This is a genomic window from Streptomyces sp. DT224 (assembly GCF_049844595.1).
GTDB lineage: Bacteria > Actinomycetota > Actinomycetes > Streptomycetales > Streptomycetaceae > Streptomyces.
This window is the reverse complement of sequence record NZ_JBNCLI010000017.1, coordinates 63,779-89,797: the sequence shown is the minus strand read 5'-3', so window position 1 is coordinate 89,797 and position 26,019 is coordinate 63,779. Positions and strand designations below refer to the sequence as shown.

The 26,019-nt window shown below is 69.4% G+C and carries 16 protein-coding genes, 1 tRNA gene and 1 pseudogene; 9 read left to right on the top strand and 9 right to left on the bottom strand.

Features of this window, described 5'->3' with window-relative positions:
- The first annotated feature begins 8 nt into the window (after nt 1-8).
- The 3 genes from ACLQ2N_RS33505 to ACLQ2N_RS33495 all read left to right on the top strand — a co-directional run bounded on the left by ACLQ2N_RS33505 (nt 9) and on the right by ACLQ2N_RS33495 (nt 10,352).
- Nucleotides 9-6,614: a DEAD/DEAH box helicase gene (locus ACLQ2N_RS33505; RefSeq protein WP_425819143.1), complete on the top strand. Its 6,606-nt coding sequence runs from the start codon at nt 9-11 to the stop codon at nt 6,612-6,614.
- Nucleotides 6,614-8,758, top strand: a complete 2,145-nt coding sequence (locus ACLQ2N_RS33500) for a UvrD-helicase domain-containing protein (protein WP_425819141.1) — start codon at nt 6,614-6,616, stop codon at nt 8,756-8,758. The genes ACLQ2N_RS33505 and ACLQ2N_RS33500 overlap by 1 nt, the downstream gene beginning before the upstream one ends.
- Nucleotides 8,759-8,897: 139 nt before the next feature.
- Nucleotides 8,898-10,352: an NF041680 family putative transposase gene (locus tag ACLQ2N_RS33495; protein WP_425819139.1), complete on the top strand. Its 1,455-nt coding sequence runs from the start codon at nt 8,898-8,900 to the stop codon at nt 10,350-10,352.
- Between the two features lie 8 nt (nt 10,353-10,360).
- Here the strand turns inward: ACLQ2N_RS33495 and ACLQ2N_RS33490 are convergent, their stop codons facing one another.
- Together ACLQ2N_RS33490 and ACLQ2N_RS33485 are read right to left on the bottom strand one after the other, a co-directional pair.
- A complete protein-coding gene (locus ACLQ2N_RS33490; RefSeq protein WP_223837665.1) occupies nt 10,361-10,840 on the bottom strand; it encodes an ASCH domain-containing protein in 480 nt (159 codons plus the stop codon).
- Nucleotides 10,837-12,897: a GNAT family N-acetyltransferase gene (locus tag ACLQ2N_RS33485; protein ID WP_425819137.1), complete on the bottom strand. Its 2,061-nt coding sequence runs from the start codon at nt 12,895-12,897 to the stop codon at nt 10,837-10,839. Before ACLQ2N_RS33485 ends, ACLQ2N_RS33490 begins: the two co-directional genes overlap by 4 nt.
- 381 nt (nt 12,898-13,278) lie before the next feature.
- Here ACLQ2N_RS33485 and ACLQ2N_RS33480 point away from each other — a divergent pair, with 381 nt between their 5' ends.
- The 4 genes from ACLQ2N_RS33480 to ACLQ2N_RS33465 all read left to right on the top strand — a co-directional run bounded on the left by ACLQ2N_RS33480 (nt 13,279) and on the right by ACLQ2N_RS33465 (nt 17,566).
- A complete protein-coding gene (locus tag ACLQ2N_RS33480; protein ID WP_425819135.1) occupies nt 13,279-13,803 on the top strand; it encodes a hypothetical protein in 525 nt (174 codons plus the stop codon).
- Nucleotides 13,804-14,335: 532 nt separating this feature from the next.
- Nucleotides 14,336-15,424: a hypothetical protein gene (locus ACLQ2N_RS33475; RefSeq protein ID WP_425819133.1), complete on the top strand. Its 1,089-nt coding sequence runs from the start codon at nt 14,336-14,338 to the stop codon at nt 15,422-15,424.
- A 670-nt stretch (nt 15,425-16,094) separates the two neighbouring features.
- Nucleotides 16,095-16,349 (top strand): helix-turn-helix domain-containing protein, encoded by a 255-nt coding sequence (locus ACLQ2N_RS33470; RefSeq protein WP_425819131.1) that lies wholly within the window; start codon nt 16,095-16,097, stop codon nt 16,347-16,349.
- Complete coding sequence (locus tag ACLQ2N_RS33465; RefSeq protein WP_425819129.1) at nt 16,349-17,566, top strand: tyrosine-type recombinase/integrase; 1,218 nt, start codon at nt 16,349-16,351, stop codon at nt 17,564-17,566. Before ACLQ2N_RS33470 ends, ACLQ2N_RS33465 begins: the two co-directional genes overlap by 1 nt.
- Nucleotides 17,567-17,676: 110 nt before the next feature.
- Here ACLQ2N_RS33465 and ACLQ2N_RS33460 read toward each other — a convergent pair.
- Nucleotides 17,677-17,750: transfer RNA gene (locus ACLQ2N_RS33460), tRNA-Pro, on the bottom strand.
- Nucleotides 17,751-17,800: 50 nt separating this feature from the next.
- Complete coding sequence (locus ACLQ2N_RS33455) at nt 17,801-20,434, bottom strand: ATP-binding protein (RefSeq protein WP_425819127.1); 2,634 nt, start codon at nt 20,432-20,434, stop codon at nt 17,801-17,803.
- Between the two features lie 110 nt (nt 20,435-20,544).
- Between ACLQ2N_RS33455 and ACLQ2N_RS33450 the strand changes: the two genes are divergently transcribed.
- Both ACLQ2N_RS33450 and ACLQ2N_RS33445 read left to right on the top strand, forming a co-directional pair.
- Nucleotides 20,545-21,039 (top strand): DUF309 domain-containing protein, encoded by a 495-nt coding sequence (locus ACLQ2N_RS33450; protein ID WP_425819125.1) that lies wholly within the window; start codon nt 20,545-20,547, stop codon nt 21,037-21,039.
- Between the two features lie 79 nt (nt 21,040-21,118).
- The gene (locus ACLQ2N_RS33445; RefSeq protein ID WP_425819123.1) at nt 21,119-21,514 is read left to right on the top strand and encodes a hypothetical protein; all 396 of its coding nucleotides are present in this window, start codon (nt 21,119-21,121) and stop codon (nt 21,512-21,514) included.
- Between the two features lie 339 nt (nt 21,515-21,853).
- On the opposite strand, the pseudogene ACLQ2N_RS33440 reads toward ACLQ2N_RS33445, so the two are convergent.
- The 5 genes and pseudogenes from ACLQ2N_RS33440 to ACLQ2N_RS33420 all read right to left on the bottom strand — a co-directional run.
- A pseudogene (locus ACLQ2N_RS33440) lies at nt 21,854-22,129 on the bottom strand (FAD-dependent oxidoreductase); the annotation flags it as partial.
- Nucleotides 22,130-22,218: 89 nt separating this feature from the next.
- Nucleotides 22,219-22,986, bottom strand: coding sequence for a sulfite exporter TauE/SafE family protein (locus tag ACLQ2N_RS33435; RefSeq protein WP_425819121.1), 768 nt, complete (start codon nt 22,984-22,986; stop codon nt 22,219-22,221).
- A gap of 37 nt (nt 22,987-23,023) precedes the next feature.
- On the bottom strand, nt 23,024-23,656 hold the full coding sequence (locus ACLQ2N_RS33430; protein ID WP_425819119.1) for a LutC/YkgG family protein: 633 nt from the start codon (nt 23,654-23,656) through the stop codon (nt 23,024-23,026).
- Entirely contained in the window at nt 23,653-25,191 is a 1,539-nt protein-coding gene (locus tag ACLQ2N_RS33425; protein ID WP_425819117.1) for a LutB/LldF family L-lactate oxidation iron-sulfur protein, read from the bottom strand. Before ACLQ2N_RS33425 ends, ACLQ2N_RS33430 begins: the two co-directional genes overlap by 4 nt.
- Nucleotides 25,188-25,955, bottom strand: coding sequence for a (Fe-S)-binding protein (locus ACLQ2N_RS33420; protein WP_425819115.1), 768 nt, complete (start codon nt 25,953-25,955; stop codon nt 25,188-25,190). The genes ACLQ2N_RS33425 and ACLQ2N_RS33420 overlap by 4 nt, the downstream gene beginning before the upstream one ends.
- Nucleotides 25,956-26,019: the final 64 nt, after the last annotated feature.

The following is a 26,019-nucleotide window of genomic DNA, read 5'->3' as shown; positions in this document are numbered from 1 at the left end:
ACGCCGTCATGCTGCCCTCTCTGGTCGCCGAGGACCTTCGCCGTGCCCTCGCTACCTACCTGACGACGAGCTTTGCACTGGCCGATGACGATGTGCGCGACGAACTCGACGCGTTCCTGGAGCGGCCGGAGAGCCGGCTGTTCCGGGGGCCGTATCTGCGTGTGCGCACCCCCTTCCGGGAGGCAGGCTCAGGCTGGGAGTCCGCACTCGACTGGTGCCCGAAGGACTTCACGCCGTACACGCACCAGGCCGCGGCCTGGCAGCGGCTGTCCTCGAAGGCTGGGCGTCAGCCGGAACCGACCATCGTCACCACCGGCACCGGATCCGGTAAGACCGAGTCGTTCCTCGTACCGATCCTGGACCACTGCGCTCGTGCCCGTGCCGCGGGACAGCGGGGTGTCAAGGCCCTGCTGCTGTACCCGATGAACGCCCTGGCCGATGACCAGGCTCGCCGCATTGATGACTTCCTCGGTACCGAGACGGCGCTGAAGGACGTCACGGCCGGCATCTACATCGGCGGTGCCTCCGGCCCGCGCTCGGCATCGGACGAAGACGAGAACGAGCCCGGCTTGTACGGCCGCGACACTGGTGCGACGTGCCTCGCCGACGATCCCACCATCAAGCACCTGATCACCGATCGGGACGCGATCCGTGCTGACCCGCCGGACATCCTGCTCACCAACTACAAGATGCTGGATCTCCTGCTCCAGCGCGTTCCGGATGCCCCGCTCTGGAAATCAGACTCCCTGGCCTTCGTCGTCCTCGACGAGTTCCACACCTACGACGGCGCCCAGGGCACCGACGTGGCGATGTTGTTGCGCCGCCTCGGCGCAGCCACCGGGGCAGCCCGCGAGGGACGCCCTCTCGGCGACATCACGCCCGTGGCGACGTCGGCGACGCTCGGCGGGGGAATGCCCAGCGGCTCCTCGTCCCTGGCCCTCGACGGGCCTGAGAGGTCCGATCGGGAGCTGCTGCGTGAGTTCGCGGAGAAGGTCTTCGGGACACCGTTTCCCGACGCCGCGCTCATCGGCGAGAACCGGCTGCTGCCCGGAGAGGTCGTCACCGACCCCGACTTCCTGCTCCCCTCGCCGGCCCCTGCGGCTCTGGCGGCGCTGCCCGACCCCCTGGACGACGAGTCGGCGCTATTGGACCTGGCCCGGCTCATGCTCGGCCAGCCCCTCAGTGATCCGGTTCAGATCGGCACCAAGCTCAAGCAGCACATCCTGGTCAAGGCGATCCTCGACGTCGCCGGGAGCAGCCCGGTCGCCATCCCCGACATCGCCCGCGAGTTCGCCCAGCGCGGTGGCGGGCCGGCCTGGGATGAGGCAGCGCGCAGCGACCCTCGGCTTGTCGAGCTCGCCTTCGCGCGGATCCTCGCACTGATCTCGCACGCCCGCACCCTGCACCCGGTGACGGGGAAGCTTGGCCCTTTCCTACGGGTTGAGGCCCAGCTTTGGGTGCGTGAGGTCCGCCGCGTCATCCGTGCGGCGACCGCCGAGCCCCACTTCCGTTGGTACGACGATGATGGGCCGACCGGGGACTCCCGGCCGAACCCTGCCAACCTCGCCATCTATCAGCCGACGGAGGTCGACAGCGCCGGGGAGGGCGGAGAGCGGACCGATGCGTCGCGTCGCCCTGTAGGGCCGCCCTACCGGCGGCATCTTCCTGCCGTGTACTGCCGTCATTGCGGGCGGTCCGGCTGGGCTGCGTTGTCCACGGAACTGGAGTGGCAGCAGCTCAAGACGAACACCCTGGAGATCTACAAGGCTTCGGCGCAGAAGAAGCGGGCCGCGCGCTGGATGCTCCGGGCTCGCCCGGACGAGTACCCCGTACTGCACCTGCACGCCGAGAACGAGCGGCTGACGACCAACCCGACCGAGGACACCGTCGCGGTCATCACACCCCACGGGCCGTTGCCCGCAGCCCCTGACGAGGAGTGCCCCTCGTGTGGTCTCGACGACGGCATGCGCTTCCTCGGTGCCGGCACCGCCACTCTCGCCTCGGTCACCACCACACAGCTCTTCTCTGACCGGGGACTCGCCGGCGACGAGCGGAAGCTGCTCGTGTTCACCGACTCGGTGCAGGACGCCACCCACCGCGCCGCGTTCATCGCCAACCGCAGTTTCGGCTTCACCTTCCGCGGTCTGCTTACCAATCACCTCACCACAGGCCAGCCTGTCGCTGTACATGATCTCGCCGCTGACGCCGCCGAGGCTGTCGTGACGGCCGCAGGCGCGGGCAAGCGCAGCGAACTCGCCTCTATCGTCCCGCCCGACCTGCGAGAGAACCCGGACATCCTCACCCTCCTCGACGAAACAGAGGACTTCAGTGATGCCGGCGCGGACATGCTGCAGAGCCGTATGGTCTTCCAGACCCTCATGGAGTTCGGTCTGCGCTCCCGTCTGGGCCGCACACTGGAGCTGACCCGAACCGCTGCCGCGGAGGTCGACCTCAAGGATCTGCCCGCGCTCTGCGCCGAACTGCGGGAGCGGCATCAGCGCCTGCCGGGACAGATTTCACTGCCTCCAGATGACGGGGCGTACGCAGTATTCCTGCGCGGGTTGGCCGAGCGACTCCGCCTGCGCGGGGCTCTGTATCACCCCTGGCTGCAGGAGTACATCCGGCAGGCCGGCGCAAGGCGCTGGCCGGTCTGGGGAGGCCGCCCCACTGGCATGCCTGCCTTCCCCAGGGGCCTCGCCGCCCCTGCGTTTCCGGTATCGGGCAGCACCGGGACCACCGGCTTCGACTCCCTGACCCGCGACAACACCTGGTTCGCGGACTGGGGTCACCGTTCGCTGGGCTGCGACCGGCGTGAGGCACGAGCGGTGGCCGAGCTCGCCATGAAGCTGCTCGCCCAGCACGACATCCTGGCCACCTACCACGCCGAAGGCGGCGCGCTCGTATACGCGCTCAAGCCCCGCAACGTCCTCATACACCGCATCGACGACGCTGCCGCACCAGGTGGGGAAGACGGCGTGAACGCGTGCGGGGTGCGCTGCGACACCTGCACCTGGCGGCAGACCGTGCCACCGAGCCGCCGCCAGGACTGGATGGGCACCTCGTGCCTGCGGTTCCACTGCTCGGGCCACTTCGTAGAGGACGACCGCGACTACACCGCCGACTACTACCGGCACCTGTACACCATCGACCGTCCAGGCGACGTACTGACCGCTGAACACACCGGCGCGCTCAGCCGCGAGCGGCGTGAGCATGTTGAAGCTGCCTTCAAGAACCGGGCCTCGGCCTTCGACCCGAACGTTCTCACCTGCACGCCCACCCTTGAGCTCGGTATCGACATTGGCGACTTGTCTGCCGTCCTTCTCGCCTCCATGCCGCCTGCACCTGCCAACTATGCGCAGCGGATCGGCCGGGCGGGCCGCAGCACCGGCAACTCGCTCACCGTCACTTTCGTACCGCGAGGCGCCCGAAGCCACTACTACCTGCACGCTCCGGAGCAGATGCTGGCGGGCCGGATCATCCCGCCGGACTGCTACCTGGACGCCTCGGAGATCCTGCGCCGCCAGTACCTGGCTTTCCTCTTCGACCGCGCCGCGGACCGCAGCCTGTGGGAAGGCACGGCGATCCCCGAACGCCCCATGCCTCCGCGCATCGGGGAGCTCTTCGGACATGGCCTGGCCGAGGACGGCTGGTTCAGGCGCTTCCTCGACGTCGCGGGCACCCGCCATGCCCAGCTGTCCGACGCGTTCATCGCTCTGTTCCCCGCGATGACCCCGGCCGCGGCCCAGGGCGTCCAGCACTTCGCCGCCCAGGGCCTAGAGGAAGCCGTCGGAGCCGCGGCCAGTGCGTGGAACAAGCGAGTGGCTGCCCTGCGCTCGAGGATGCGGCAGATCGGCCGGGCCTTCGACGCGCTGTCGACCGCTTCCGGTGATCCCGAACGCGACAAGCAGCGGCGCCAGCTCTTCGCCGAGCAGCGGACCGTACGCAAGCGCCGGGATGCCCTCGTCTCGGAGAACTCGATCAACGCCTTGGTGCGGCTGGGCCTGCTGCCCAACTACACCCTCCACGACGAAGCGACCGTCCTGGACGCCACCTTGTGGTGGAAGGACAGCGACGGGGAATTCGACGAGAGCTCGATCGACTACGGCCGCGGCTCCCGGCTCGCGCTGACTGAACTTGCCCCCGGCAACATCTTCCACAGCGACGGCTACAAGTTCATCGTCAGCACCGTAGACCTCGGCACCGGTGTCGGCGGCGGCGAGAACGCGTACGCCCTGTGGCGGTTCTGCCCCGAATGCGGCTTCGTGGCCACCGAGGAAACCGGGCTCGACATCACCGCCTGCCCGCGCTGCAAGGCACCGCAGATCGCCGACCCGGGGGCCGTACACAAGGTGCTGGTGCCCGAGCGGGTCCTCGCCCGCGAGCGACGCGAAGACGCCCGGCTGACCGACGAGCGGGACGAACGCGAGCGGAAACAGTTCGACGTGGTCACGCTCGTCGACATCGACAAGGACCAGCCGCAAGGGCTGAGGGCGTGGCGCCGCTCTGGCAGCGGCCTGCCCTTCGGCGTCGAGTTCGCCCGCGTGGCGACGATCCGCTCGATCAACCTCGGACCCTCAGCCGCACCCGGGTCGACCCACGCGATCCGCGGAGAAGACGTCCAGGTCTCCGGCTTCGAGACGTGCCTGGAATGCGGAGGTGTGCGCGGCACCCACCCGGAGGCATGGGACCCCTCGGCCCAGCGGATCGGCACCCGGCACGCGTACTGGTGCTCACACCGCGACGACGGCGTCGCCCACGAGCCGACGGAGAAGCTGCTGCTCGCCCACGAGCTCACCACCCAGGCGCTGCGCATCCTGCTGCCCGTCTCCACGATGGACCTCGCCGACCGCCTCATCTCCTTCAAGGCGGCCCTGCTCCTGGGCATCACCAAGCACTTCGGCGGCGCTCCCGACCACATCCGTGTGGTCACCGACAGCATGCCCGGCGACAGCCAGGAACTGCGACGACGGTTCCTCGTCCTGCACGACTCGATGCCCGGCGGCACCGGCTACCTGGAGCACTTGGCGGACGCCGCGGTGCTGCACCGCGTCCTGACCCTCGCGCAGACAGCGCTACGGGACTGCCCCTGCCAGAAGGAGGAGCAGCGCACGCCCTGCCACCGCTGCCTGCTTCCCTTCGTATCCAGCAGCGAACATCCGCACGTCTCGCTGCGCATCGCGAAGGAACTCCTGGACGAGATCCTCAAGGACTGGGCGGTCGAAGCCGTCGACACTCTCTCCGGCGTCCGCATCGACCAGCTCGTCGACAGCGAGCTGGAGGACCGGTTCGTTCGCACCCTCATCACCTGGGGCCGAAGGGACGAGGAGGACGGATCGGTCGCTGCCAAGGCCGGCCAGGGCGGAGTGGAGCACGAACTCCGTTTCACCCGCGGTGATGCGGCCACGCGCTGGCGCATGCGGGACCACGTACGGATGAACACCTCGGTGCCCAGCGAACCCGACTTCCTCTTGGAGCGCACCGACGGCCCAGCGGAACGGGTCGCGGTCTTCCTCGACGGCTTCGCCTTCCACGCGAGCGAGACGGTCAACCGCATCGCCGACGACGCTGCCAAGCGGGCGGCCCTCCGAGCGGACGGGGTGCTGGTCTGGCAGCTGACCTGGGACGACGTCATGACGTGGGCAGCGGGAGTCAGCGGCGCGGCGGAAGGCCAGCAGGTTCGTGCCCATGCCCGGCCCCTTCACACGGATACTGCACTCCAGCTCGCCCGGCAGATCCACCAGAGCCTGGTTGGCCAGGCCCGCCCCGACGACACCCTGGACCCCGTGCTTCGCAACCCGGTCGAGACCCTGCTGGAGTTCCTCGCCGACCCCGATCGCGCCAAGTGGGCTCGACGGTCGGCCGGCCTGCTGGGCGGCTTCGGAGCAGCGGCGCGCCCGCAGCCGGTGGACCGCGAAGTGACCGGACGGGTGCTTCACGACGTACTGCGCGGCGCGAACCTGTCGGCCTCGGCCTCGGCCGCAGAGGCCGTCGCGTTCGATGCACGCACCACAGGCCAGACGCGGATCATCGGCCTGCTGGACCGCCGCCCCGAGCCGCGCAGCAAGCAACCGGACATGCGGGCATGGTCCGCACTGGCTGTGCTCGACGACCGAGCCGAAGCCATCGCAGACAGTGAGCACAAGGACCGCTGGACGGACTGGCTGCGCTGGTCGAACCTGCTGCAGTTCCTGCAGCCCTCCGGCGGCGACGAACTCCCCCGTTCCTTCCACCAGGTCGCGGTATCCACCAGTGACCAGGTCGATCCGCACACCGTGGCTCTGTTGACCAGTGCTCTGCCCACGGAGGCAGGGGCCCAGCAGGCGTTGCCCCAGGCATGGACCGAAGCGATCGAATGGGCCTCGTCCCAGGTCGAGGACGTCCTGCGCGCTCTCGTCAAGGAAGCCCGCAATGGACGCATCGACGTCCCGGAAATCGGCTTCGAGTACGGAGACCAGGCGATCCAGGCCGAACTCGCCTGGCCCGAGGAGAAGGTCGCCGTCTTCCTCGACCTGGACGAGCGGCGAGACGCCCTCTTCGCGCGCGACGGATGGTATGTCGCGAGAGCCGGCGCCGTGAATGTAACTGAGCTCATCAAGAAGTTGGAGGGGAACTGATGTCCGGCGCCAAGGTGATCATGGCGGACGTCTTCGGGAGGTCCTACGACGCGCTGGACGGCTCCGTCCAGCCGCAGGTGCTGCAGTTCATCATGAAGATGCAGCGCGACCCGGACTCCAACGGCCTCAACCTGAAGCCGCCGAAGGGCGCCAAGGACAAGAGGGTCCGCACCGCACGCGTCACCGACAACTACCGGGCCGTGCTCATGCACTACGCCGACCGCATCTACTACCTGGTCGCTGTGCTGCCTCACGACGACGCCTACGACTTCGCCGCGAACATCCTCTTCGACATCAACAAGGTCACCGGCGGCATCGAGCTGATCAACCTCGGCAGCCTCTATGGCACGCTCAGCGGACAGCCGAAGGCCGCCGACATCGCACCCGACACCCCGTCGCTGTTCGCCGGCGTCTCCGACGCTGACTTCGAACGACTGGGCGTTCACACCTCTATCGTTCCGGCGCTCCGCGAGATCCGCAGCGAGGACGCGGTCCTCGGCATCGTCGAGACCCTGCCCAAGCTGGCTCGCGACGTGATCCTGTGCCTCGCCGACGGCATGTCCGTCGAAGAGGTCTGGGAGCAGGTCAGCTCGCTCGCGGCCACCGACGACGAAGTCGACACCCAGGACTACGAGGCCGCGATCGAACGCCCCGCCACCAAGGAAGCCTTCGTGGTCACCGGCGACTTCGCCGAGTTCGGGCGGATCCTCACCGAGCCCCTGTCCGCCTGGCGGATCTTCCTGCACCCGGCACAGCGGGCGCTGGCTGAGCGCAAGACCCCTTATAAGGGCTCCGTCCGCGTCACCGGAGGCCCCGGAACAGGCAAGACGGTCGTGGCCCTGCACCGCGTCAAGGCCCTAGCCGAACGTCTGCCCGCCGGCCAGGCCATCCTGCTCACCACCTTCACCACCAACCTCGCCAACCTGCTCAAGTCCATGCTCAAGGACCTCGGCGGCGCTCAACTGCTCGCCAAGGTCGACGTACGGAACATCGACAAGGTCGCCTACGGCACCGTGAAGGAGACCTTCGGCGCGGAAGCGCCCAGCAGACTCAAGGACGGCGAGATCCTCAACCGGTGGATCGAACTCTCCCAGGAGCAGCAGACGCCCCGCTTCGACGGCCGCTTCCTCGACGCCGAGTGGAAGCAGGTGGTGCTGGCCCAGGACATCCGCAGCCGCGACGAGTACTTCGCCGCCAGCCGCGCCGGGCGCGGACGACGCCTCAACCGCCCCGAACGCGCCGAGGTCTGGTCCCTCGTCGAGGAATTCGAGCGCAGACTCGACCGTGAAAAGGCCGCCGGCGTCACCCAGCTCGCCGTTCAGGCAGCCCGGATCGCCTCCGGCTGGTCCGACGAAGAGCGACCGTACCGTCACATCGTCGTGGACGAGGCGCAGGACCTGCACGCCGCCCACTGGAAGCTGCTGCGCGCGCTGGTCCCCGACGGCGACGACGACCTGTTCATCGTCGGCGACGCACACCAGCGGATTTACGACAACCGGACGTCCCTGAGTGCCCACGGCATCAAGATCCGTGGCCGTTCCAAGCGGCTGACCCTCAACTACCGCACCACCCGGCAAATCCTCGCCGCCTCCCTGAACCTGCTCGGCGACTCCAAGTTCGACGACCTCGACGGAAACCCGGAACAGCTCCGCGGATACCGCTCCGTCCTGGCGGGGGCCAGACCTGAAACCACCGGCTATCGCACCCCCTCCGAAGAGATGACAGCGCTGGCCAAACGCGTAGACATCTGGCAGCAGGAAGGGATCAAGCCCCACGAGATCGCGGTAGTAGCCCGAACCCACGCGATCGCCGACAGCGCTGTTCAGGCACTGCGTGACGCCAAGCTGGCCGCGGTAAAGGTCGAGGACTACCGCGTCCCCGACCCCGACGAAGGCGTCCACGTCATGACGATGCACCGCATCAAGGGGCTCGAGTACCGCGCTGTCGCCATCGTCGGGGCCAGCACCCAGCACATGCCGCTGCCCAGCGCTGTCACCCCAGAGACCGAGGACCGCCTCCAGTACGCCGCAGACCTCCGCCGCGAGCAGTCTCTGCTCTTCGTCTCCGCCACACGCGCCCGCGAGCAGCTGTCGATCACCTGGTCGGGTCGCCCCAGCCAATTCCTCTGCGATCCTGCCGCCTAACTTGATCTTTAACGTGCGGCGTCGAACGGTGCGTCGTACTTGATCACTCAGTTTGGTATCTGCCGTACACGGAAGCGGCCTTCGTCTGAACATGTGCTCCGACCAAGGAACACACACGTCCAGCACGAAGGCCGTGAGGATGAGTCTGCTGCATCACGATGCCCGGCGAGAACCGTTGGCGGAACTGTCAGGCTTCCGGGGCGAGTTCTACTCCTGTCTCACTGCTCGTTCGGATGCCCTGTTCGAGCTGGCGGACGCGGTTCTGTGTGAGGACGGGCCGGTGAGGTCGCTGGTCGAGCTGTCACTGGTGGGCGAACACCGCCGTGGTCACGGCGGGCTCTACGCCGCGCTCGCCCAGGGCCGAATCGACGCCGAGCGGATGCGGCGGACCTTGGCCTCGGTACCGCTGCCCCGGTCGGCGGACGGCCGGCTGGTCCTGGCCGTCGACGTCACCTGCTGGCTACGGCCAGACGCTCACACTTCACCTCAGCGGATCCTGTGTCACACCTACGGCCGCGGCAAGGACCAGCACATCCCCGTTCCCGGGTGGCCCTACTCGATCGTCTGCGCGCTGGAACCCGGCCGCAGCTCGTGGACCGCGCCGCTGGACGCGTTGCGTCTCGCGCCCGGGGACGACACCGCAACCGCCACCGCCCGACAGTTGCGCGACCTGGTCGAGCGGCTGATCACGGCAGGTCAGTGGCAGAGCGGAGACCCGGACATCCTCATCATCGCGGACGCCGGATACGACGCGCCCCGCCTCGCCTTCCTGCTGAAGGATCTGCCCGTGCAGGTGCTGGCCCGAATGCGCTCGGACCGCGTCCTGCGCCGTCCGGCCCCGCCACGGGAACCTCACACCAAGGGCCGGCCGCCCCGGCACGGAGGCGAGTTCGTCTTCGGCCAACCCGACACCTGGGGCACCCCGGACACGCACACGGCCACCGACACCCGTCTCTACGGCACCGCCCTGGCCCGGTCCTGGGACCGGCTCCACCCCAAACTCACCCACCGCTCGTCCTGGGCCACGGCCGACGGCACCCTCCCGATCATCGAAGGAACCGTGATCCGCCTGGACATCGACCACCTGCCCAGCGGAGCCACCCCGAAGCCGGTCTGGCTGTGGTGGTCGGGCACCGACGCAGACGCAGCGGACACCGACCGGCTCTGGCAGGCATACCTGCGACGCTTCGACATCGAGCACACCTTCCGCCTGTTCAAACAGACCCTCGGCTGGACCTGCCCGAAGATCCGCACACCCGAAGCGGCCGACCGCTGGACCTGGCTGATCCTCGCCGCCTACACCCAACTGCGACTGGCCCGGCCACTGGCAGCCGACCGACGCCGCCCATGGGACAGGCCCGTTCCCGCCGACAGACTGACGCCCGGACGTGTCCGCCGCGACTTTCGGCACATCCGCCCCACAGCCACCTGTCCCGCCAGAGCACCGAAACCCACCAGCCCCGGCCCCGGACGACCACCGGGTCGAAAGAACACCCGGCCCACCCCACGCCACGACGTTCACACACCCCGCAAAGCGGGCACCACCGCATCCCGGAAGAAGCCCACCAACCCACGGCCCCGCCGCACAGGTTAAAGATCAAGTTAGGCTGGCGTCAGGTCGTTCAATGCACCCTGAAGGGCCGCTCCGGTCACCGGTGCTACCTCAGCGACCTTCCGGAGGTCTTCGCCGGTCAAGTACCGGTAGCTCTGCGGCGGGTGGAACGTGCCGGAGGCTCGCAGCGCGGCCAGCGATACCGGGTCCTCGAAGGTGATCGGTTCCTCGAGTGACAGACCGCTGGCCTGAGTCGCTCCACTCATGTACTCGTCATACTCTCGCCGACTGATCCCGGCACTCGTGCGGCTGGCCGACCAGACCTCCCGAGGGGAGGCCACCTGCACGGAAGCGATCCGCGCCATGCCCACGATGGCCATCGTGGGCGCGGTCGCGTACAGGAGCACGGGAGTTCCCGGTGGGGCGGCGACGCGCTGGCGGCGGACCTCGACCGTCTTGGTCCCAGCCAGGATCGCCGTGGCAAACCGAGGGTGGACGGACAGCAGCATCGCGCGCTCCGGATCACTCACGTCTTTCGGTGCCCCTCTTCGTACATGGCCTGGAACAGCGCGTTGCTGATCTTCGACAGCTGCATCGGCGGTACCCACCGTAGCCCCAGCCCCTTGGCCAACGCGGTCACTCGTGCATGCGTCACCGGTACGGGAAAGATCTCCGTGTCCGAAAACCTCAACGCCATGGCCTTGCCGGACACATCGGCTGCAGCACACACCTCGGCATGACCATATACGCCCAGGTGTTCGAATCGCGAGAAGAGGGTGTCGGGGTCGTCGATGACCACCTCGTCAAGGCGCGAGCAGCCGATGACCATCTTGCCCTGCTGCCCGGAAGTCCCCTCGCTGACGTACCACAGGATCCGGGCGGGAACGCTCTCTCCTCGGTGTCCGGACGAACGGTAGTAGACGTGCTCGCGGCTGATGCCCAGGACGTCATCCCGGGGAACGAGCATGGCCGGAACGTCGAAGAGCTCCGTGGACCAGCGCGGCTTGATGGGTGCGATGAAGGAAGGCAGGGCCGTGTCGATCAGTTTGGCCGGCCACCACACCCGCTCGACCATGCTCGCGATCTCGGGCGACACGCGATCATCCAGCCGTGGCGTCGATCGCCTCATCCGGACCGCGATCTCCGCTGCCTTCTCCGAGACGACCTCAGCAGGTCCGCAGACGTCGACCAAGAGTGCGGTGAGTCCGCTCTCGTCCTCGGTGAAGCCGTCGGCACCGGCAGCCGACATTGCTACCGGCGATAGGAACGGATCAGTGATACGGACCGCCTGCGCCCCTCGCTCTCGGCCGAGCCGCTTGAGCATGAAAAGCAGTTGCCGTGCAAGTGTCTCCTCCAGCGGGTGCGATGCCGTGCGGAGGAACGCGACGTTCAGCGTGCGGCCGTCCATGGCCCAGGCGTAGAGGGCTACCGGATATCCCTCTCCGTCTCGGAGCAGCTCCCTGCGCCACAGCACCCCGTCATCGGCGAGACTTTTCAGCCGCTCCGCGAAGGCCATTCCACGGTCGCCCTCAGCCTGATCGAAGAAGGCTACCAGCCCTCCTTCACTGCCTGGCACGATCTCCTCGGCGGAGAAGGCAGTGCCCATGAGATCCGCAGGACGGTACACCTGGGCCTGGCGCAGTTCGTCCACATGCAGCGTGACCACCGCCGGCGAGACGACCTTGACCCGTGCGACGTCCCAGGCGATGTCCGCCAGAGCCGCCAGTGCGGGATCGCGCGTCACCAGCACCTGGAGCCCGGCACACGACGTCTCGGCCACGTAGCGCAAGCGGGCTCGCTGCCGGCCATCAAGGGGAACATCAGGCAGCTCCTTCCCCGCTGCCGCGACCAGCTCCTCCAAGCGGATGGCAACGGCAGCACTGTCGGGAGACAGGGACCGCAGCTCGGCGAGCCCCGCACGCTGATGGGTGCGCGCCTCACGCTCCTCGACATCACGCACGTCATGCAGAAGCTGCGAAGTGAACGCGAGCTCGATCAACTCGGCAAGCCATCCCGCTTCGAGAGCACGTGACTCCTCAACAGCGCGTTCCGTCCCCGTACCGCGCAGCCCGGCGAACACTCCGTGGTCCACGGTCACCACCAGCAGCGCATCGCTCTGGGCCTCGGTGAACAGGTCTTCGTGCCCCAGATCGAGCCACCAGCTGTCCAGAGTCTCCTTGTCCTTGCCCCGCCCCAGGGTCTCTCCCCTGGGAACGAAGCCCAGCGCCGTCCACATGTCGCTGAGCCCGTAGTCGCGCCGGCACTTCGCACGAATGCCGAGCCGATGAGCATGCCGCGCTCGGATCGCCTCGATCAACTCACGAGCGACACCCTTGCCTCGGTGTTCCTCTGCCACGCACAAGTGAGCCAGCCGCACATGCAGACTCCGTTTGGGCAACCCGAAGAGCGCGTAGCCGACCACCTCCTCGCCATCCAGGGCCACCAGCAGGCCGTCGTCCTCGGCGTGCTTACGGTAGGCAGGCGGCGTCAGCAGACCCAGATACTTGGTGTACCGGTCGCCCAAAGCGATGACCGCGTTCAATAGCTCCGTCTGTTCCGCAGCCACCGGCAGCACACTGATCGCCATGTTCCCCCTCCGCTTCCCTCAACCGATCAACACCCCAGGACGGCATACTGCCCAACAGCGCACGTACTGAGCCACCGATTGATCAAAACCGGCTAACTGGCGGGAATCCGTCTGCTCTTGTTTCGTTCGAGTGGATGGGCGGCGGTGCTGGGTTTGCGCCTGGCGGCGGCTTGACCGGGACCGTCGGTTGCTCGTCGGCGGTAACCCATGGCTTGCTTCAGAGCAGCCATCGCCGCCACACCACGCAAGCCCACGCGGCTGGCCTCGGAGCGTACGCGACACGCACCCCGGCAGTCACTCATGGGCAGAATCCGCAAGCTGGTTGACCAAGACCGTTCTCTTCCCCACGGCCGCGTAGGCACCGCTTCTACGCTGACCGTCATGCGCGAAGTCGAATACCGAAGCAGCGGGGTTCCGTTGGAGGAGTACGAACTCACCCCCAGGGACCACCGCCGTCAGAAGCAGAGCCAGGAGAGCAGCGCCTCCATTCGACGACAGGTCGAAGAGGACAACGCCAAATGCCGGGCAGACCCGGCGATGGCAGAGCGCCGCCGCCAGGCGTTCGAGAACGTCGCGAAGCTGATGCAGTCCTTCAAGAAGGCCGACCACGAGATCATGCGGTGGCGTGTCCGGCTGTACTGCGGCCACATCATCGAGACGGCGGCGCATTACACGTACACCGACCCCATCGATGCTGGAGGATCCAGGAAGCAATGCCCTGAGTGCGGAGGTGCCTGGCAAACGATCGTGGCCTTCGAACCCATCGGACTGCGCGGCGAGCCACCGGAGCCCAGGGTCCCTACACCTCCGCCGCCCCCGAAGAAGCCGACACGAGCCGAACTCGAACGACGCGTTGAGACGCTGGAGAAGGAGAACGAACGCTTGCGCGCGAAGTTCAGTGGCTAAAGGCGCCGACCGAAGCCATTGGGCTGACTCGCCAGCAGGTCACGGGGACCGAGTTGACGGCAACGGTGAAGACGCCGCCCGCGCGGACATAGCCATGGTCCACGTCACTCCACTCGTTCGAGCAAATTTCTTCGAACCACCTATCGCTGACGAACGGAACTGACAACATGCCGCCGTCGTACGTCAACCTAAAGTCGAAGGCGGACCATTGGAACGGCAGGTCAATGAGCGGCAACTCTCGGTGCTGCAGTGGGTGCAAGACGGGTGCCCTGACGGCGTTTGGGAGACCAGTTCCTACAAGAGCACCTGTCAGGCACTGCAGAACCGGGGCTTGGTCACGGTTTCCTGGAAGGCCGGGCAGTGGAGGGTCACCCTGACGAGTGCTGGCCAGCACTACCTGGCGCACGGCGCGTACCCTCCCCGGGGGTCACGCCCGCCGAAGACCCAGGCCGCCGCTCCACGACCCCAGTCCACCCAAGCGCAGGAAACTCCGGCCGCCGGGCGGAGGCCAAGCCCTCCATCACAGCCTCGAATGACGTTCACGGAGCAGCTGCTGCAGGAGCTCGCGGAGGCCGGCGGCAGAATCGTCAAGAGCGGCAGCGGTCTGGACTTGGAAAAGTGGCCATCCCGCCTCGCCGCGGCACGCAGGTCCGGAAAGGTTCCGGAGACAAAGGAGCTGTACGGGGGTTGGTGCCAGGGCGGGTACGAGATCAAGCTCGTCGGCATCCCCGCCTGGCGCCTCGCCGTCCTCGAACCCGTCCCCGTTCCCTCCCGGCTCACGCGGCCGCACACCGTGGTCCGGGCCATGCAGAACGAACAACAGCCACTGGGCCTCACGAAGCCCGTCCAAGGACGTGCCCTCCGGCTCGTCCAGGCGCTGATCATCGCTGCCGAGGCCGAAGGGCATCCTAGCTCGGCAGGACAGACCGGCTTCGCGCCCCTGTCTCATCGCCGTCGTAGGGCATCTCCACACTTCACCATCACCGCACAGGGCCAGACTGTGGGGTTCCTTGTCCTCCAGGAGCAGGACCGGACCGAGCACGTCGCCACCGAGAAGGAGCTCGCGGCGGCCAAGAAGGACTCATGGGTCAGGATTCCCCGCTTCGACTACACCCCGTCCGAGCGTCTCCGTTTCGTCCTCAGCGGCGGCCAGCCGCATCGGGCCAGCGAATGGTCCGATGCCTCTGGCCGTCCCCTGGAAGATCAGCTCGCCGAGATCGTGCAGGAGGTCACGCTTCGCGGTGAAGCCGCCGAACGCAGACGTCTGGACGAGATCGAAGTGGCACGCCAGAAGCGCATCCGCTGGGAAGCCGCAGTGGAAGAAGCCCGAATCCGGTACGCCGAGGCGTACCGCGTCAGGCACTTCGAGGCGCAGGAAGCGGCATGGCGCCACGCCGCCCGACTGACGGAGTATGTGAACGCCGTACGCACCCGAGTCGAGGCCATGCCCCCAGGCCAGACCCGGACCGAAGCCGAAGCCTGGATCGACTGGGCAGCAGCCCGCGTGGAGCGCCTCGACCCACTGAACACACCGCCCCGGCTGCCCGCCATTCCCGAGCCACGCCCCGACGACCTGAAGCCCTTCCTCGGGCGCTGGAGCCCCTACGGCCCCACCTACTGACGCCCGCTCCGCCACACGCCCGGCCCGCCGAAGTACGGCAGCAGCGCGCCTGCCACCGCAACCAGCGGCGGGCGCCGTAACCCGGCGAAATCTTCTTCAAGTTCCCGCAAAACCAGCCCACGGCAGCGCGCCTCCCAGCCAACGTGACCTGCACGATCAGCCAGGTGACGCCCCATCAGAACGAGCGCCAAATGAGCGTCACGAGCGTCATTTCAGCGTCAAGATATCGCCCGTAACGCCCACAACGCACATAATGCGCACGCAAGAAACCGCAGGTCAGGCGCCCTTTGCGACCGGTTCAAGGATGGCAACGCACTCCACATGGTGCGTCATCGGAAGCCATTGGAACGGCACAACGCCTGGTACCCCAGCCGCGTATACGACGGTGATGCATACGAGAAGTCTCATCGCGAACGGTAGCTACCCTCCGGATGTCTCGTCGCAAACGAGTGGAACATAGCCGCACATCGCCGGTTAGCCAAACCGGCGTCTGCGCGGACGATTGTTGTCCACCGTTTGCTCCGAGCGCCACGGCGGATCGATCCAACTGCGAGCAGCGACGTCTGCCGCCTTGGATTTCATCGAATCGCCTTGGCGTTCCATACCACCCGGAGACTCCTAGCACTTGTCCACCGAACCGATAGCATCCAGCTCAGATCGTAAGCCGCGCATGGACAGGTCGGACGGTTCCCCTTTCGTCCAAGACGACAGCCGGTCCATTCTCCTGTCCAACGCCTGGTATTCGACGAGCGACCTCGCCGCGTGCTTGCGTGTAGATTCCTCAACCCTGCGCCGCTGGCGTACCGCTCGGCCGCCTCAGGGCCCGCCGTTCGTCGCCGTTTCGGAACGCGTCATCATGTACAGCGCCGTCGACGTCGAAGAATGGCTGCACAGCCACCGGACCGACCCGCGTCGAGAAGCTTGATGGCTGAGAAGGCCACGGTGCCGGTCGGGGTCCGGCTTAGCACTGATATCGAGTACCGGCCCGACCGCCCCAACCCGTACCGCGCGCGAGTCCGCTGGTTCGATCCGGCCACGAAGCGGCGCTTGTCCCTGTCGGAAGGAAAGGCGGACGAGGACGAAGCGCAGGAGTGGCTCCAGTCCATCATCGAAGCGGCTGAGGCAGGGCTATCCCCGTCGCTCGCCACCATGAAGCTCGCCGAGTACGGCGACGCGAACATGGACCTCGCGTTGCGCGGGCTGGAGTTGAAAACTCTCGACCCCTATCTCGCCGGCTGGCGGATGCGTGTCGTGCCCGCTCTGGGCCACCTCGCGGTCCGCATGATCACCAACGGTGCTGTCGACCGCACCGTGCAGAACTGGATCGCCGACGAGCACAGCCGCTCAACGGTGAAGAACACCATCGCCGTCCTGGTCCGTGTCATGGAGCAGGCAGTGCGGGACGGCATCATCAAGGTGAACCCGGCCCGGGTGACCGGCTGGCAGAAGCTCTACAAGCAGGCCGAGGACGAACTCCTCGACCCGCGCGCGCTCGCCCTGCCCGACTGGGAAACACTCGTTGCACTGGCCGACGCACTCGTGGCCGCCTCCCACGACGAGTACCGCGGCTGGGGCGACGTGGTCATCTTCGCCGCGTGCACCGCCGCACGGATCGGGGAGATCTCAGGCTGCCGCGTCGGAGACATCGACACCACCCAGTGGATCTGGACCGTGCGCCGTCAGACCACACCCGCGCCAGGCGGACTCACCGACAAGGGCACCAAAGGCAAGCGGGCCCGCAAGGTTCCCATCGTCGAAGAGATCCGCCCCCTCGTCGCCCAGCGCATCCTGTCCGCCGGCCCCCATCCGGACGCCCGCCTGTTCACCGGCCCGCGAGGCGGACGTATCTCCACAGCCGTCCTCCGCGACGCCACACACTGGGACGACGTGGTCACCAAGCTCGGCTACGAGCATCTGCGCCGCCACGACCTCCGGCACACCGCGCTGACCTGGTTCGCCGACGCCGGGGTCCCGGTACACGTCCTCCGCAGAATCGCCGGCCACGGTTCGCTGACCACCACCCAACGCTACCTTCACCCGGACGTCCACAAGATCACAGCGGCCGGAACGGCACTCTCGGCCCACTTCAGCGCGCTGCGCGCACCACGCTCACTCCCGAGCCCCATCGTCATGACCCGCTGACCCGGTCAAGGACGCCGGACCACCACTTGGTCCCCAACTGGTCCCCAAAAATGATCAAGGGCAGGTTTCGGATTGCTCCGAAACCTGCCCTGACCTGCGACTGTCACCAGTCGGGACGACAGGATTTGAACCTGCGACCCCTTGACCCCCAGTCAAGTGCGCTACCAAGCTGCGCCACGTCCCGCTGCCACTGACCCGGTCTGGCCGGGTGGCGGCTGCAGGGAAAACATTACCTCACTCGGTGGACCGGATCGACGCGCGTGCCTGCTGGGCGCGGGCGGCCAGTCCTTCCGCGCCGCAGGCGGTGGCCAGTTTGTGGGCGCGGGCCAGTTCGCGGGGCGAGCGGATGGCGATGCCGTAGTCGACGAGCGCCTGGGCGAACTCGTAGCCGGAGGGCGACGCCTCCAGGTGGCGGACCGCCTCGCCGAGGAGGTGTACGGACTCCTCCGGGCGCGCGAAGAGGGCCACGCAGCGCAGGGCCTCGCCGATGGCGGTCTCCGTGCCGAACCGCTCCGCGTGGACCCGGGCGGTGTTGGCGAGCTGGGCGGCGCGGCCCGGGTCCTCGTCGGCGAGGGCGCGGGCCAGGTCGCCGGCCCAGGGGGCCCAGATGCCGTTGAACCGGCCGCGCGGTTCCAGCGAGCGCCCGGCCGCCTCCAGCTCGGTCACCGCTTCCTTCGTACGGCCTTCGGCCAGCAGCAGGCGGCCCCGGACGCAGGGGGCGTCCGGCAGCACCATGGCGCTCGGGTACGGCAGGCCGAAGTCGTACTGGTCGGCGATCTTGCGCGCCTCGGGGACCTTGCCCCGGGCGAGCAGGGTGTCGATGAGCAGGCAGGCCGCGTCCCAGTGGACGGGGAGCCCGCTGCCGACGCGGTCCGCGAGGCGCAGTCCCTCGCGCAGGAAGCCCTCCGCCTCGGCGAGGCGGCCCCGGCGGCGGTGGACCAGGCCGAGCAGCGTGTGCGCGAAGGCCAGGTGGGCACCGCTCCAGCCGGAGATCTCGAAGGCCCGGACCGCCTCACCGAACAGCTCCTCGGCGCGGTCGAGCCGGTCCGTGAAGGCGTAGGTGATCCCGACCATGGCGGGGAGCTCGAAGCCCCACTCGGAATCGGTCCAGCCGAGTCCGCGTGCCGGGTGGCCGTCCACCAGGGCGCGCTCGCAGAAGTCGACGATGATCTCGGCGTTCTCGCCGCGCAGCATGGCGTCGAAGGCGCGGAGCGTGAGCAGGGCGCGTTCGGCGTTGTCCCGGCCGGTGAGGTGGTCGGCGTTGGCCGCGAGCCGGCGCGAGCGGCCGGGGCCGTCCTCCTCGGTGGCCTGCATGCCCTCCCAGAGGAAGTGGGCGGCCTGGAGCCGCATCAGGCCGGGTCCGGGCGCCGTGCGTTCGGCCTCGGCGGCCAGGGCCAGGGCCGCCTCCTTGAGCTGGTTGTTGTGGGACAGCGCGGCGGCGAGCCGGAACGTGGCGTCCACCCGCAGCTCGTCCACGAGCCCGGGCATGTCCAGGGCGGCCCGCAGGTGCTGCACGGTGGTGGCCGGGGAGCTGAGCAGCGTGGCGCAGCCCAGCTCGTACAGCAGGGTGGCGCGTACGTCGTGGCGCGGCGGCTCCTCGAGCGCGCGCTCCAGGCAGCGCCGGGCAGCCTCGGGGGCGCCGACGGCGAGGTGCTGCTTGGCGGCGGCCCGCAGTTGCTCCACGAGTTCCTGGTCGTCGTCCGGGTGGACCTCGAGCAGGTGGCGGGAGGCCGCGGCGGGGCCGAGTCCGGCGTTGGTGATGGCCCAGGCGGCCCTGCCGTGCATGGCGGTGCGGGTGGCGGGCGGGATGGAACGGTAGACGGCCGAGGCGATCAGCGGGTGCACGAACTCCAGCGGGTCGAAGCCGCTGACGATGCGGGCCTCGCGCAGCCGGGCGGTGCAGTCCGCGGCCTCGGCGGAGCTCATCCCGGCCAGGGTCGCGGCGAGGTCCTGGGAGATGTCGGTGCCGAGGACGGCGGCCGCCCAGGCGAACCGGTTGGCGTTGGTGCCGAGCCGTTCGAGGCGGGCGACGAGGCCGCTGCCCCGGGCGGAGGCGCCGAGTTCGCGCAGGAGCCCGGCGGACTCCTCCAGCGGGGCGAGCTCCTTGTCCTGGACCTTGGCGACGAGCTCGACCGCCTCGTAGGGGTTTCCGCCGGTGACCGCCCAGACCTCGCGGCAGAACGGGTCGTCGGCGTGCTCGCCGAGGGTGGCGCGGACCAGTTCCGCGGTGGCGTCCGGCGTGAGGGCGCGCAGGGCGACCCGGATCTGCGCGGGGTGGCCGTCGGCCGCGTTGCGCGCGGCCTCGCGGGCGGCCAGCTCCTCGGGCCGGTGGGCCTGGACGACCAGCACGCGCAGGTCGCCGAGGCGGGCGGTGAACGAGGAGAGCCAGGCGAGGGATTCGCCGTCCGCCCAGTGGGCGTCGTCGATGATGAGGAGCAGCGGGCGGTGGCTGAGCCGGGATGCGAGCCGCTTCACGACGTAGTCGAGGCCGTCGCGCACACCCTGCGGGTCGGGCTGCGGGCCGGAGGGCTCGGCCAGCCCCAGGGCCGGGGCGGCGCTGTCGAACCAGGGGCCGAACAGGGCCCGTACGTCGTCGGGCGGGAACTGGCCCAGGGCCGGCTGGAGCAGCTGCCGTACGACGTGGAACGGCACCGAGGTGACCGTCTCACCGCCGCGTGCCGACCAGATGGTGCACCGGTCCGCCGCCATGGCCTGGATCTCCTCCAGGAGAGCGGTCTTGCCGATGCCTGCCTCGCCGCTGTAGATCAGCAGCCCGCCGGTGGCCTGTGCCCCGCACAGCGCGTCGATGGCTTGTGCGGCAGTGGCGAGTTCCGGTTCGCGCTCATAAAGCGGCCGGGACGGCTTCATGCCTACCCTCCCCCAAAGTGGTGACCATGATGGTCGAGCCTAGTCGCGCGCTGGGTTCCACCGACAGTGGTTCGGACAGTTCGCCGCAGGTGCGGGGCACAATCGGGGGCGTGAACGAGACACGCAGGGACCGGGATGCCGAGGGACGGGCGCACAACGCGCGCCCCCGTGACGGGCTGGGACGCCCGCTGCCGTACGGGACGCCGGGGGTGGAACGCCAGCCGGAGGGCGTCGGACGCACCGCCGGTGAGACCGTCCGTGAGGCGCAGCGGCTGCTGGACGCGGGGATGCCGTTCCACGCGCACGAGGTCTTCGAGGACGCGTGGAAGGCGGGCCCGGACGCGGAACGGGAGTTGTGGCGCGGGCTCGCCCAGCTGGCCGTGGGCCTGACGCATGCCGCCCGGGGCAACGCGACGGGCGGGGCGCGGCTGCTGCGGCGCGGCGCGGCGGCGCTGGAGGCGTACGGGGCCGGCGAGGCGCACGGGATGGGGCTCGGCGAGCTGACCGGCTGGGCGCGGGGGCTGGCGGTGCGGGTGGAGCGCACGGGCGCGGGGCCGGTGGACGCGGCGGCTGAGGCACCGAGGCTGCGGGCGGACCAGCCGTGAGCCACAAGTCGGCCTGGTTTCGACGGTGTTGGTTGACAACGGCGAACGGACCGGGGTCGAACCATTACGATCCCGCGTCATGAGCACTTCTGACCAGGACCGAGCCCTGGACGCCCCGATAGCCGAGGACACCGCCGAAACCACCGCCGAGCACCGGGCCGAGGACGTCGCGGGCGCCCCCGTCGGCGGTCTCGCGGAGGGCGGGGACACCGGCGGGCGCCGGCTGACCCCGCGGCAGGCGAGACGGCTGCGTATCGTGCTCTCCTCGGCCGGGATGGCGGCGATGGCGGTGGTGCTCGGGCTGCGGCTCGCGAGCCGCGCGTCCGTGCTGGTGGTCGGGGTGTACGGGCTGGCGCTGATCCTCTGCGGGATCGTGATCGAGTTGAGCCGGAACGGTCGTACTCGGCTGGGCAGTTGGCTGCTGGCCGTCGGGCTGGTCGCCGCGATCGGCTCGGACTGGCTGCTGATTCCCTGAGCGGCCGCCTCCCGCTCGGCCGAGCCGGATGCGCACCGTGCCGCCGTGGGGGTCGACGCGCCCCAGCCAGTCGGCGGCGAGGGAGAAGGAGCAGCCCGGCGCGACGGATCGCACCAGGCGTTCGCGGTGCGGCAGTACGCCGTCCTGGCTGACGACGAGCAGCGGCACGGTCAGCCGCCCGCCGGTCCGCATCCGGAGCCGGCGTCCGCCGGACCCGGCGAGGTTGGGGGCGATCCATTCCAGCGGTGCGGCGACGGCGAGGGGCGGCCCGCTCGCCGGCCAGGTCCCGGCGGCGAGGTGGGCCAGCACGGGCCCGGTGACGGCCCGGCCCTCGCGGGCGGCGGTGGCCGCGCTCTCACCGCCGTGCAGGAGGTTCCCGACGGCGAAGACCCCCGGCCGTCCGGTGCGGTGGGCGGGGTCGTGCGCGGGCCCGCGCGTGCCGGGGTCCATCGGGAGGCCGCCGCGCCGGGCGAGTTCGTGGTCGGGGATCCAGTCGGCCGTGAAGACCACGGTGTCGCAGGCCAGGGTGGCGGTGCGGCCGTCCGCGTGGCGCACGCGCACGCCGGTGAGGCGGGGGCGGCCGGTCAGGGCGGTCACGGTGGTGCGGGTGAGCAGGGGTGCGCCGCCGGCCGGGCGTAGGGCCGCGAGGGGGCGGGGCGGGTGCTCCGTGACGTGTGTCCGCCGGGGCCGCCGGCGTCACGCCGTCAGGTCAGGAGGAGCTGGAGGCCGCCGACGACGGTGGCGGCCAGGACGATGCGCTCGAAGAGCCGCTGATTGATGCGGTCCACGCAGCGGCGGCCGAGCCAGGCGCCCGGGAGCACGAACAGCAGCAGGCAGGCGTCCAGCAGCAGGGAGCGCCCGTCGATGAGCCCGAGGCCCACGCTGAACGGCACCTTCGAGGTGTTGACGATCAGGAAGAACCAGGCCGAGGTGCCCAGGAAGCCCAGTTTCCGAAATCCGGCCGAGAGGAGATAGAGCGACATCACCGGGCCGCCCGCGTTGGCGACCATGGTCGTGAAGCCGCCGAGCACCCCGTACGAGCGTGCCTTGAGCCGCTCACCGGGGGTCGGCGGCCGGTCCTCCGCGCCGGGCTCCGCGACGGTCTCCGCCCGGCGGCGGCGCCAGACGGTCACGCCGGCCATGAAGACCAGGATCGCGCCGATCGAGGTCCGCACGGTGGCGTCGTCGGCCCACATCATGAACAGGGTGCCCGCCACCACGCCGACCGCGACGGCCGGGAAGAGCCGCAGCAGGGTCGGCCAGTGCGCGTGGCGCCGGTAGACGAGGACGGCGAGCACATCGCCGGCGATGAGGACCGGGAGCAGCACCCCGGTGGATTCGCGGGCGGGGAGGACCGCCGCGAAGACCGCGAGGCTGATCGTGTTGGCGCCGCTGACGGCCGTCTTGGAGAAGCCGACGAGTGCGGACGCCGCGGCCAGTGCCGCCAGTTGCCAGAGGGTAAGTGTGTTCATGCCAGGCAGAGAGCGTAATCCCGCCCCGCACGATGACCTAAACGTCTGTGCGAATCACGACCGCGAGGGTGCGCGGGCCGTGGACGCCCTCGACCCGCTCCAGCTCGATGTCCGAGGTGGCCGAGGGCCCGCTGATCAGCGTCGTCGGGCGCTCCGGAACCAGTCGGGCCACCGCCTCCGGCACACCCACCTCCACGGCCGACAGGTCGACCACGCACACATGGAGGTCGGGCACGAGGGAGAGCGCCCGTCGCCCCTGGTCGGGCGAGCCGTCCAGGAAGATGGTGCCGGTCTCGGCGCAGCTGACGGCGGACGCGGTGACGACACCGTCGAGGTCGTCCAGGCGCGGCGCCGGGATGTCCGCGGAGTCCTGCCGGACCTCGCCCTCGTAGGCGGCCAGCCACCCGGTGTCGAGCCCCGGGGGCACACCGATCCGCTCGGCTCCCCGCTCCCGCAGCACCTCGGCGATCACCTCGGCGGTCCGGTCGGCGGTGCAGGGGTGGACCTGCGCCTTGTAGTCGAGGAGCCGGTCGGTGAAGAGGGCGAGGCGTTCCTCGTCGGGGAGGGTGCGCCCGGTGCGGTAGGCGCGCGGGACGGGGGTCTCCCCGGCGGGTGCGAGGGCGAGCGCGTCCCGGACGCGGCCGATCACGATGTCGCGGGCGGTCGTCATGCGCCGTCCTCCTGCTGCTGGTTGCGGGTGTGTTCGGCGGACGCCTCGCGCATGGCGGCCGTGCCCTCGGCCGAGGCCAGCCAGGCGCGGAAGGTCTGTTGGGGCGGGGCGGGGGTGTCGCGGCTGTCGCTCCAGCCGCTGAGCGGGGGCGGCAGTGCTGGGAGCTTCCCGTCCCGGGCCAGGACGCGGCCGAGCCGGGACGCCTTCTGCGCGGCGGTGTACACCTTGGGCCGGCTCATCACGGCACCGGCCGCCTTCATGGCCAGCTTCTCGGCGGTGGTGCCGGACCGCTCGGTGTGCTGGTGGCGCAGCTCGACCAGCAGCGAGGGGATGTCGATCTTGACGGGGCAGGCGTCGAAGCAGGCCCCGCAGAGGCTGGAGGCGTACGGCAGCGAGCTGTTCGGGTCATCCTTGGCGGCGTCCATGCCGGCGAGCTGCGGGGTCAGGACCGCGCCGATCGGCCCGGGGTAGGTCGAGCCGTAGGCGTGCCCGCCGGTCCGTTCGTACACCGGGCAGACGTTGAGGCAGGCCGAGCAGCGGATGCAGTTGAGCGCCTCGCGGCCGATGCGGTCCGCGAGGGCGGCGGTGCGGCCGTTGTCGAGGAGCACCAGGTGGAAGGTCTGCGGTCCGTCGCCGGGGGTGACGCCGGTCCACATCGAGGTGTAGGGGTTCATCCGCTCGCCGGTCGAGGAGCGCGGCAGGAGCTGGAGGAAGACTTCCAGGTCCTGGTAGCGCGGGAGGACCTTCTCGATGCCCATGACGGTGATCAGCGTGTCGGGGAGGGTCAGGCACATGCGGCCGTTGCCCTCGGACTCGACGACGGAGAGGGTGCCGGTCTCGGCGATGCCGAAGTTGGCCCCGGAGACGGCCACGCGGGTGGTCATGAACTTCTCGCGCAGATAGGCGCGGGCGGCGGCGGCCAGGTGGGCGGGGACGTTGTCGAGGGCCGGGTCGACGCCGGGGATCTCCTTGAGGAAGATCTGCCGGATCTCGTCCCGGTTGCGGTGGATGGCGGGGACGAGGATGTGCGAGGGCTTGTCGTGGGCGAGTTGGACGATGAGTTCGGCGAGGTCGGTCTCGTGCGCGGTGATGCCGAGGGATTCGAGGTGTTCGTTGAGGCCGATCTCCTGGGTGGCCATCGACTTGACCTTGATGACCTCGTCGCTGCCCGTCTCCCGGACCAGCCGGGCGACGATCTCGTTGGCCTCGACGCCGTCGCGCGCCCAGTGGACGGTGCCGCCGCGTGCGGTGACGTTGCGCTCCAGCTCCTCCAGGAGCTCGGGGAGCCGGTTCATGGTGTCGGTCTTGATGGCCGCCCCGGCGTCGCGCAGCTCCTCCCAGTCGGGCAGTTCGCCGGTGACGCCGATGCGTTTGGCGCGGATGGTGCGGGTGGCGCGGCCGAGGTTGCGGCGCAGCTGCTCGTTGCGCAGTTCGTCGTGGGCGGCGGCGGGGAACATCCGGTCGCCGCGCAGATGGCCCGTGCCGTACGGGGAGCGGGGCGGCGTCGCGGGCATGCCGAGAAAGGTTGCGCTCATCGGGCGGCCTCCGTCAGGACGTGCGGCGAGGTGCGGGTGGAGGAGAGGATCTGGGCGAGGTGCAGGGTGCGCGTTCCGGCCTTGATACGGGAGAGCCCGCCGCCGATGTGCATCAGGCAGGAGGAGTCGCCGGCGGTACACACGGCGGCTTTGGTGGCGGTGACGTGGCGCATCTTGTCCTGGAGCATCGCCGCCGAGGTGTCGGCGTTCTTCACGGCGAAGGTGCCGCCGAACCCGCAGCAGGCGTCGGCCTCGTCCAGCTCGACCAGGTCGATCGCGTCGACGGCCCGCAGCAGCCGCAGCGGTTTGTCGCCGACCCTGAGCATGCGCAGCGAGTGGCAGGTGGGGTGGTACGTCACCCGGTGCGGGAAGTACGCGCCGACATCGGTCACGCCCAGCACGTCCACCAGGAGTTCGGACAGTTCGTACGTCTTCGCCTTGACCGTGGCGACACCCGCGCGCAGCGCCGCGTCCCCGTACCGCTCGGCGACGATCTCGTGCTGGTGGCGGACCGATCCGGCGCAGGAGCCCGACGGCATGACGACGGCTTCGATGGAGGTGTCGCCGAACTGGGCGGCGAAGTTACGGACGAGCGGGACGGGCTCGCGCTGGTAGCCGGTGTTGACGTGCATCTGGCCGCAGCAGGTCTGGCCGGGCGGGAACACCACGTCGTGGCCGAGCCGGGCCAGCAGCACCGCGGTGGATTTCACCGCCTCGGGGAAGAGCGTGTCTCCCAGACAGGTGGCGAAGAGTCCGATGCGCATGGGTCTCCCGATCATGGCTCTGGGTGGGCGGGCGCCGCGCGTCGGCGCTTATGGTCCGACCATA

Excerpts from the sequence above, each read along its gene's own strand:
- ACLQ2N_RS33505 (WP_425819143.1), top strand. The coding sequence starts at position 9 with ATGCTGCCCTCTCTGGTCGCCGAGGACCTTCGCCGTGCCCTCGCTACC.
- ACLQ2N_RS33500 (WP_425819141.1), top strand. The coding sequence starts at position 6,614 with ATGTCCGGCGCCAAGGTGATCATGGCGGACGTCTTCGGGAGGTCCTAC.
- ACLQ2N_RS33495 (WP_425819139.1), top strand. The coding sequence starts at position 8,898 with ATGAGTCTGCTGCATCACGATGCCCGGCGAGAACCGTTGGCGGAACTG.
- ACLQ2N_RS33485 (WP_425819137.1), bottom strand. The coding sequence starts at position 12,897 with ATGGCGATCAGTGTGCTGCCGGTGGCTGCGGAACAGACGGAGCTATTG.
- ACLQ2N_RS33480 (WP_425819135.1), top strand. The coding sequence starts at position 13,279 with ATGCGCGAAGTCGAATACCGAAGCAGCGGGGTTCCGTTGGAGGAGTAC.
- ACLQ2N_RS33475 (WP_425819133.1), top strand. The coding sequence starts at position 14,336 with ATGACGTTCACGGAGCAGCTGCTGCAGGAGCTCGCGGAGGCCGGCGGC.
- ACLQ2N_RS33470 (WP_425819131.1), top strand. The coding sequence starts at position 16,095 with ATGGACAGGTCGGACGGTTCCCCTTTCGTCCAAGACGACAGCCGGTCC.
- ACLQ2N_RS33465 (WP_425819129.1), top strand. The coding sequence starts at position 16,349 with ATGGCTGAGAAGGCCACGGTGCCGGTCGGGGTCCGGCTTAGCACTGAT.
- ACLQ2N_RS33455 (WP_425819127.1), bottom strand. The coding sequence starts at position 20,434 with ATGAAGCCGTCCCGGCCGCTTTATGAGCGCGAACCGGAACTCGCCACT.
- ACLQ2N_RS33445 (WP_425819123.1), top strand. The coding sequence starts at position 21,119 with ATGAGCACTTCTGACCAGGACCGAGCCCTGGACGCCCCGATAGCCGAG.
- ACLQ2N_RS33435 (WP_425819121.1), bottom strand. The coding sequence starts at position 22,986 with ATGAACACACTTACCCTCTGGCAACTGGCGGCACTGGCCGCGGCGTCC.
- ACLQ2N_RS33430 (WP_425819119.1), bottom strand. The coding sequence starts at position 23,656 with ATGACGACCGCCCGCGACATCGTGATCGGCCGCGTCCGGGACGCGCTC.
- ACLQ2N_RS33425 (WP_425819117.1), bottom strand. The coding sequence starts at position 25,191 with ATGAGCGCAACCTTTCTCGGCATGCCCGCGACGCCGCCCCGCTCCCCG.
- ACLQ2N_RS33420 (WP_425819115.1), bottom strand. The coding sequence starts at position 25,955 with ATGCGCATCGGACTCTTCGCCACCTGTCTGGGAGACACGCTCTTCCCC.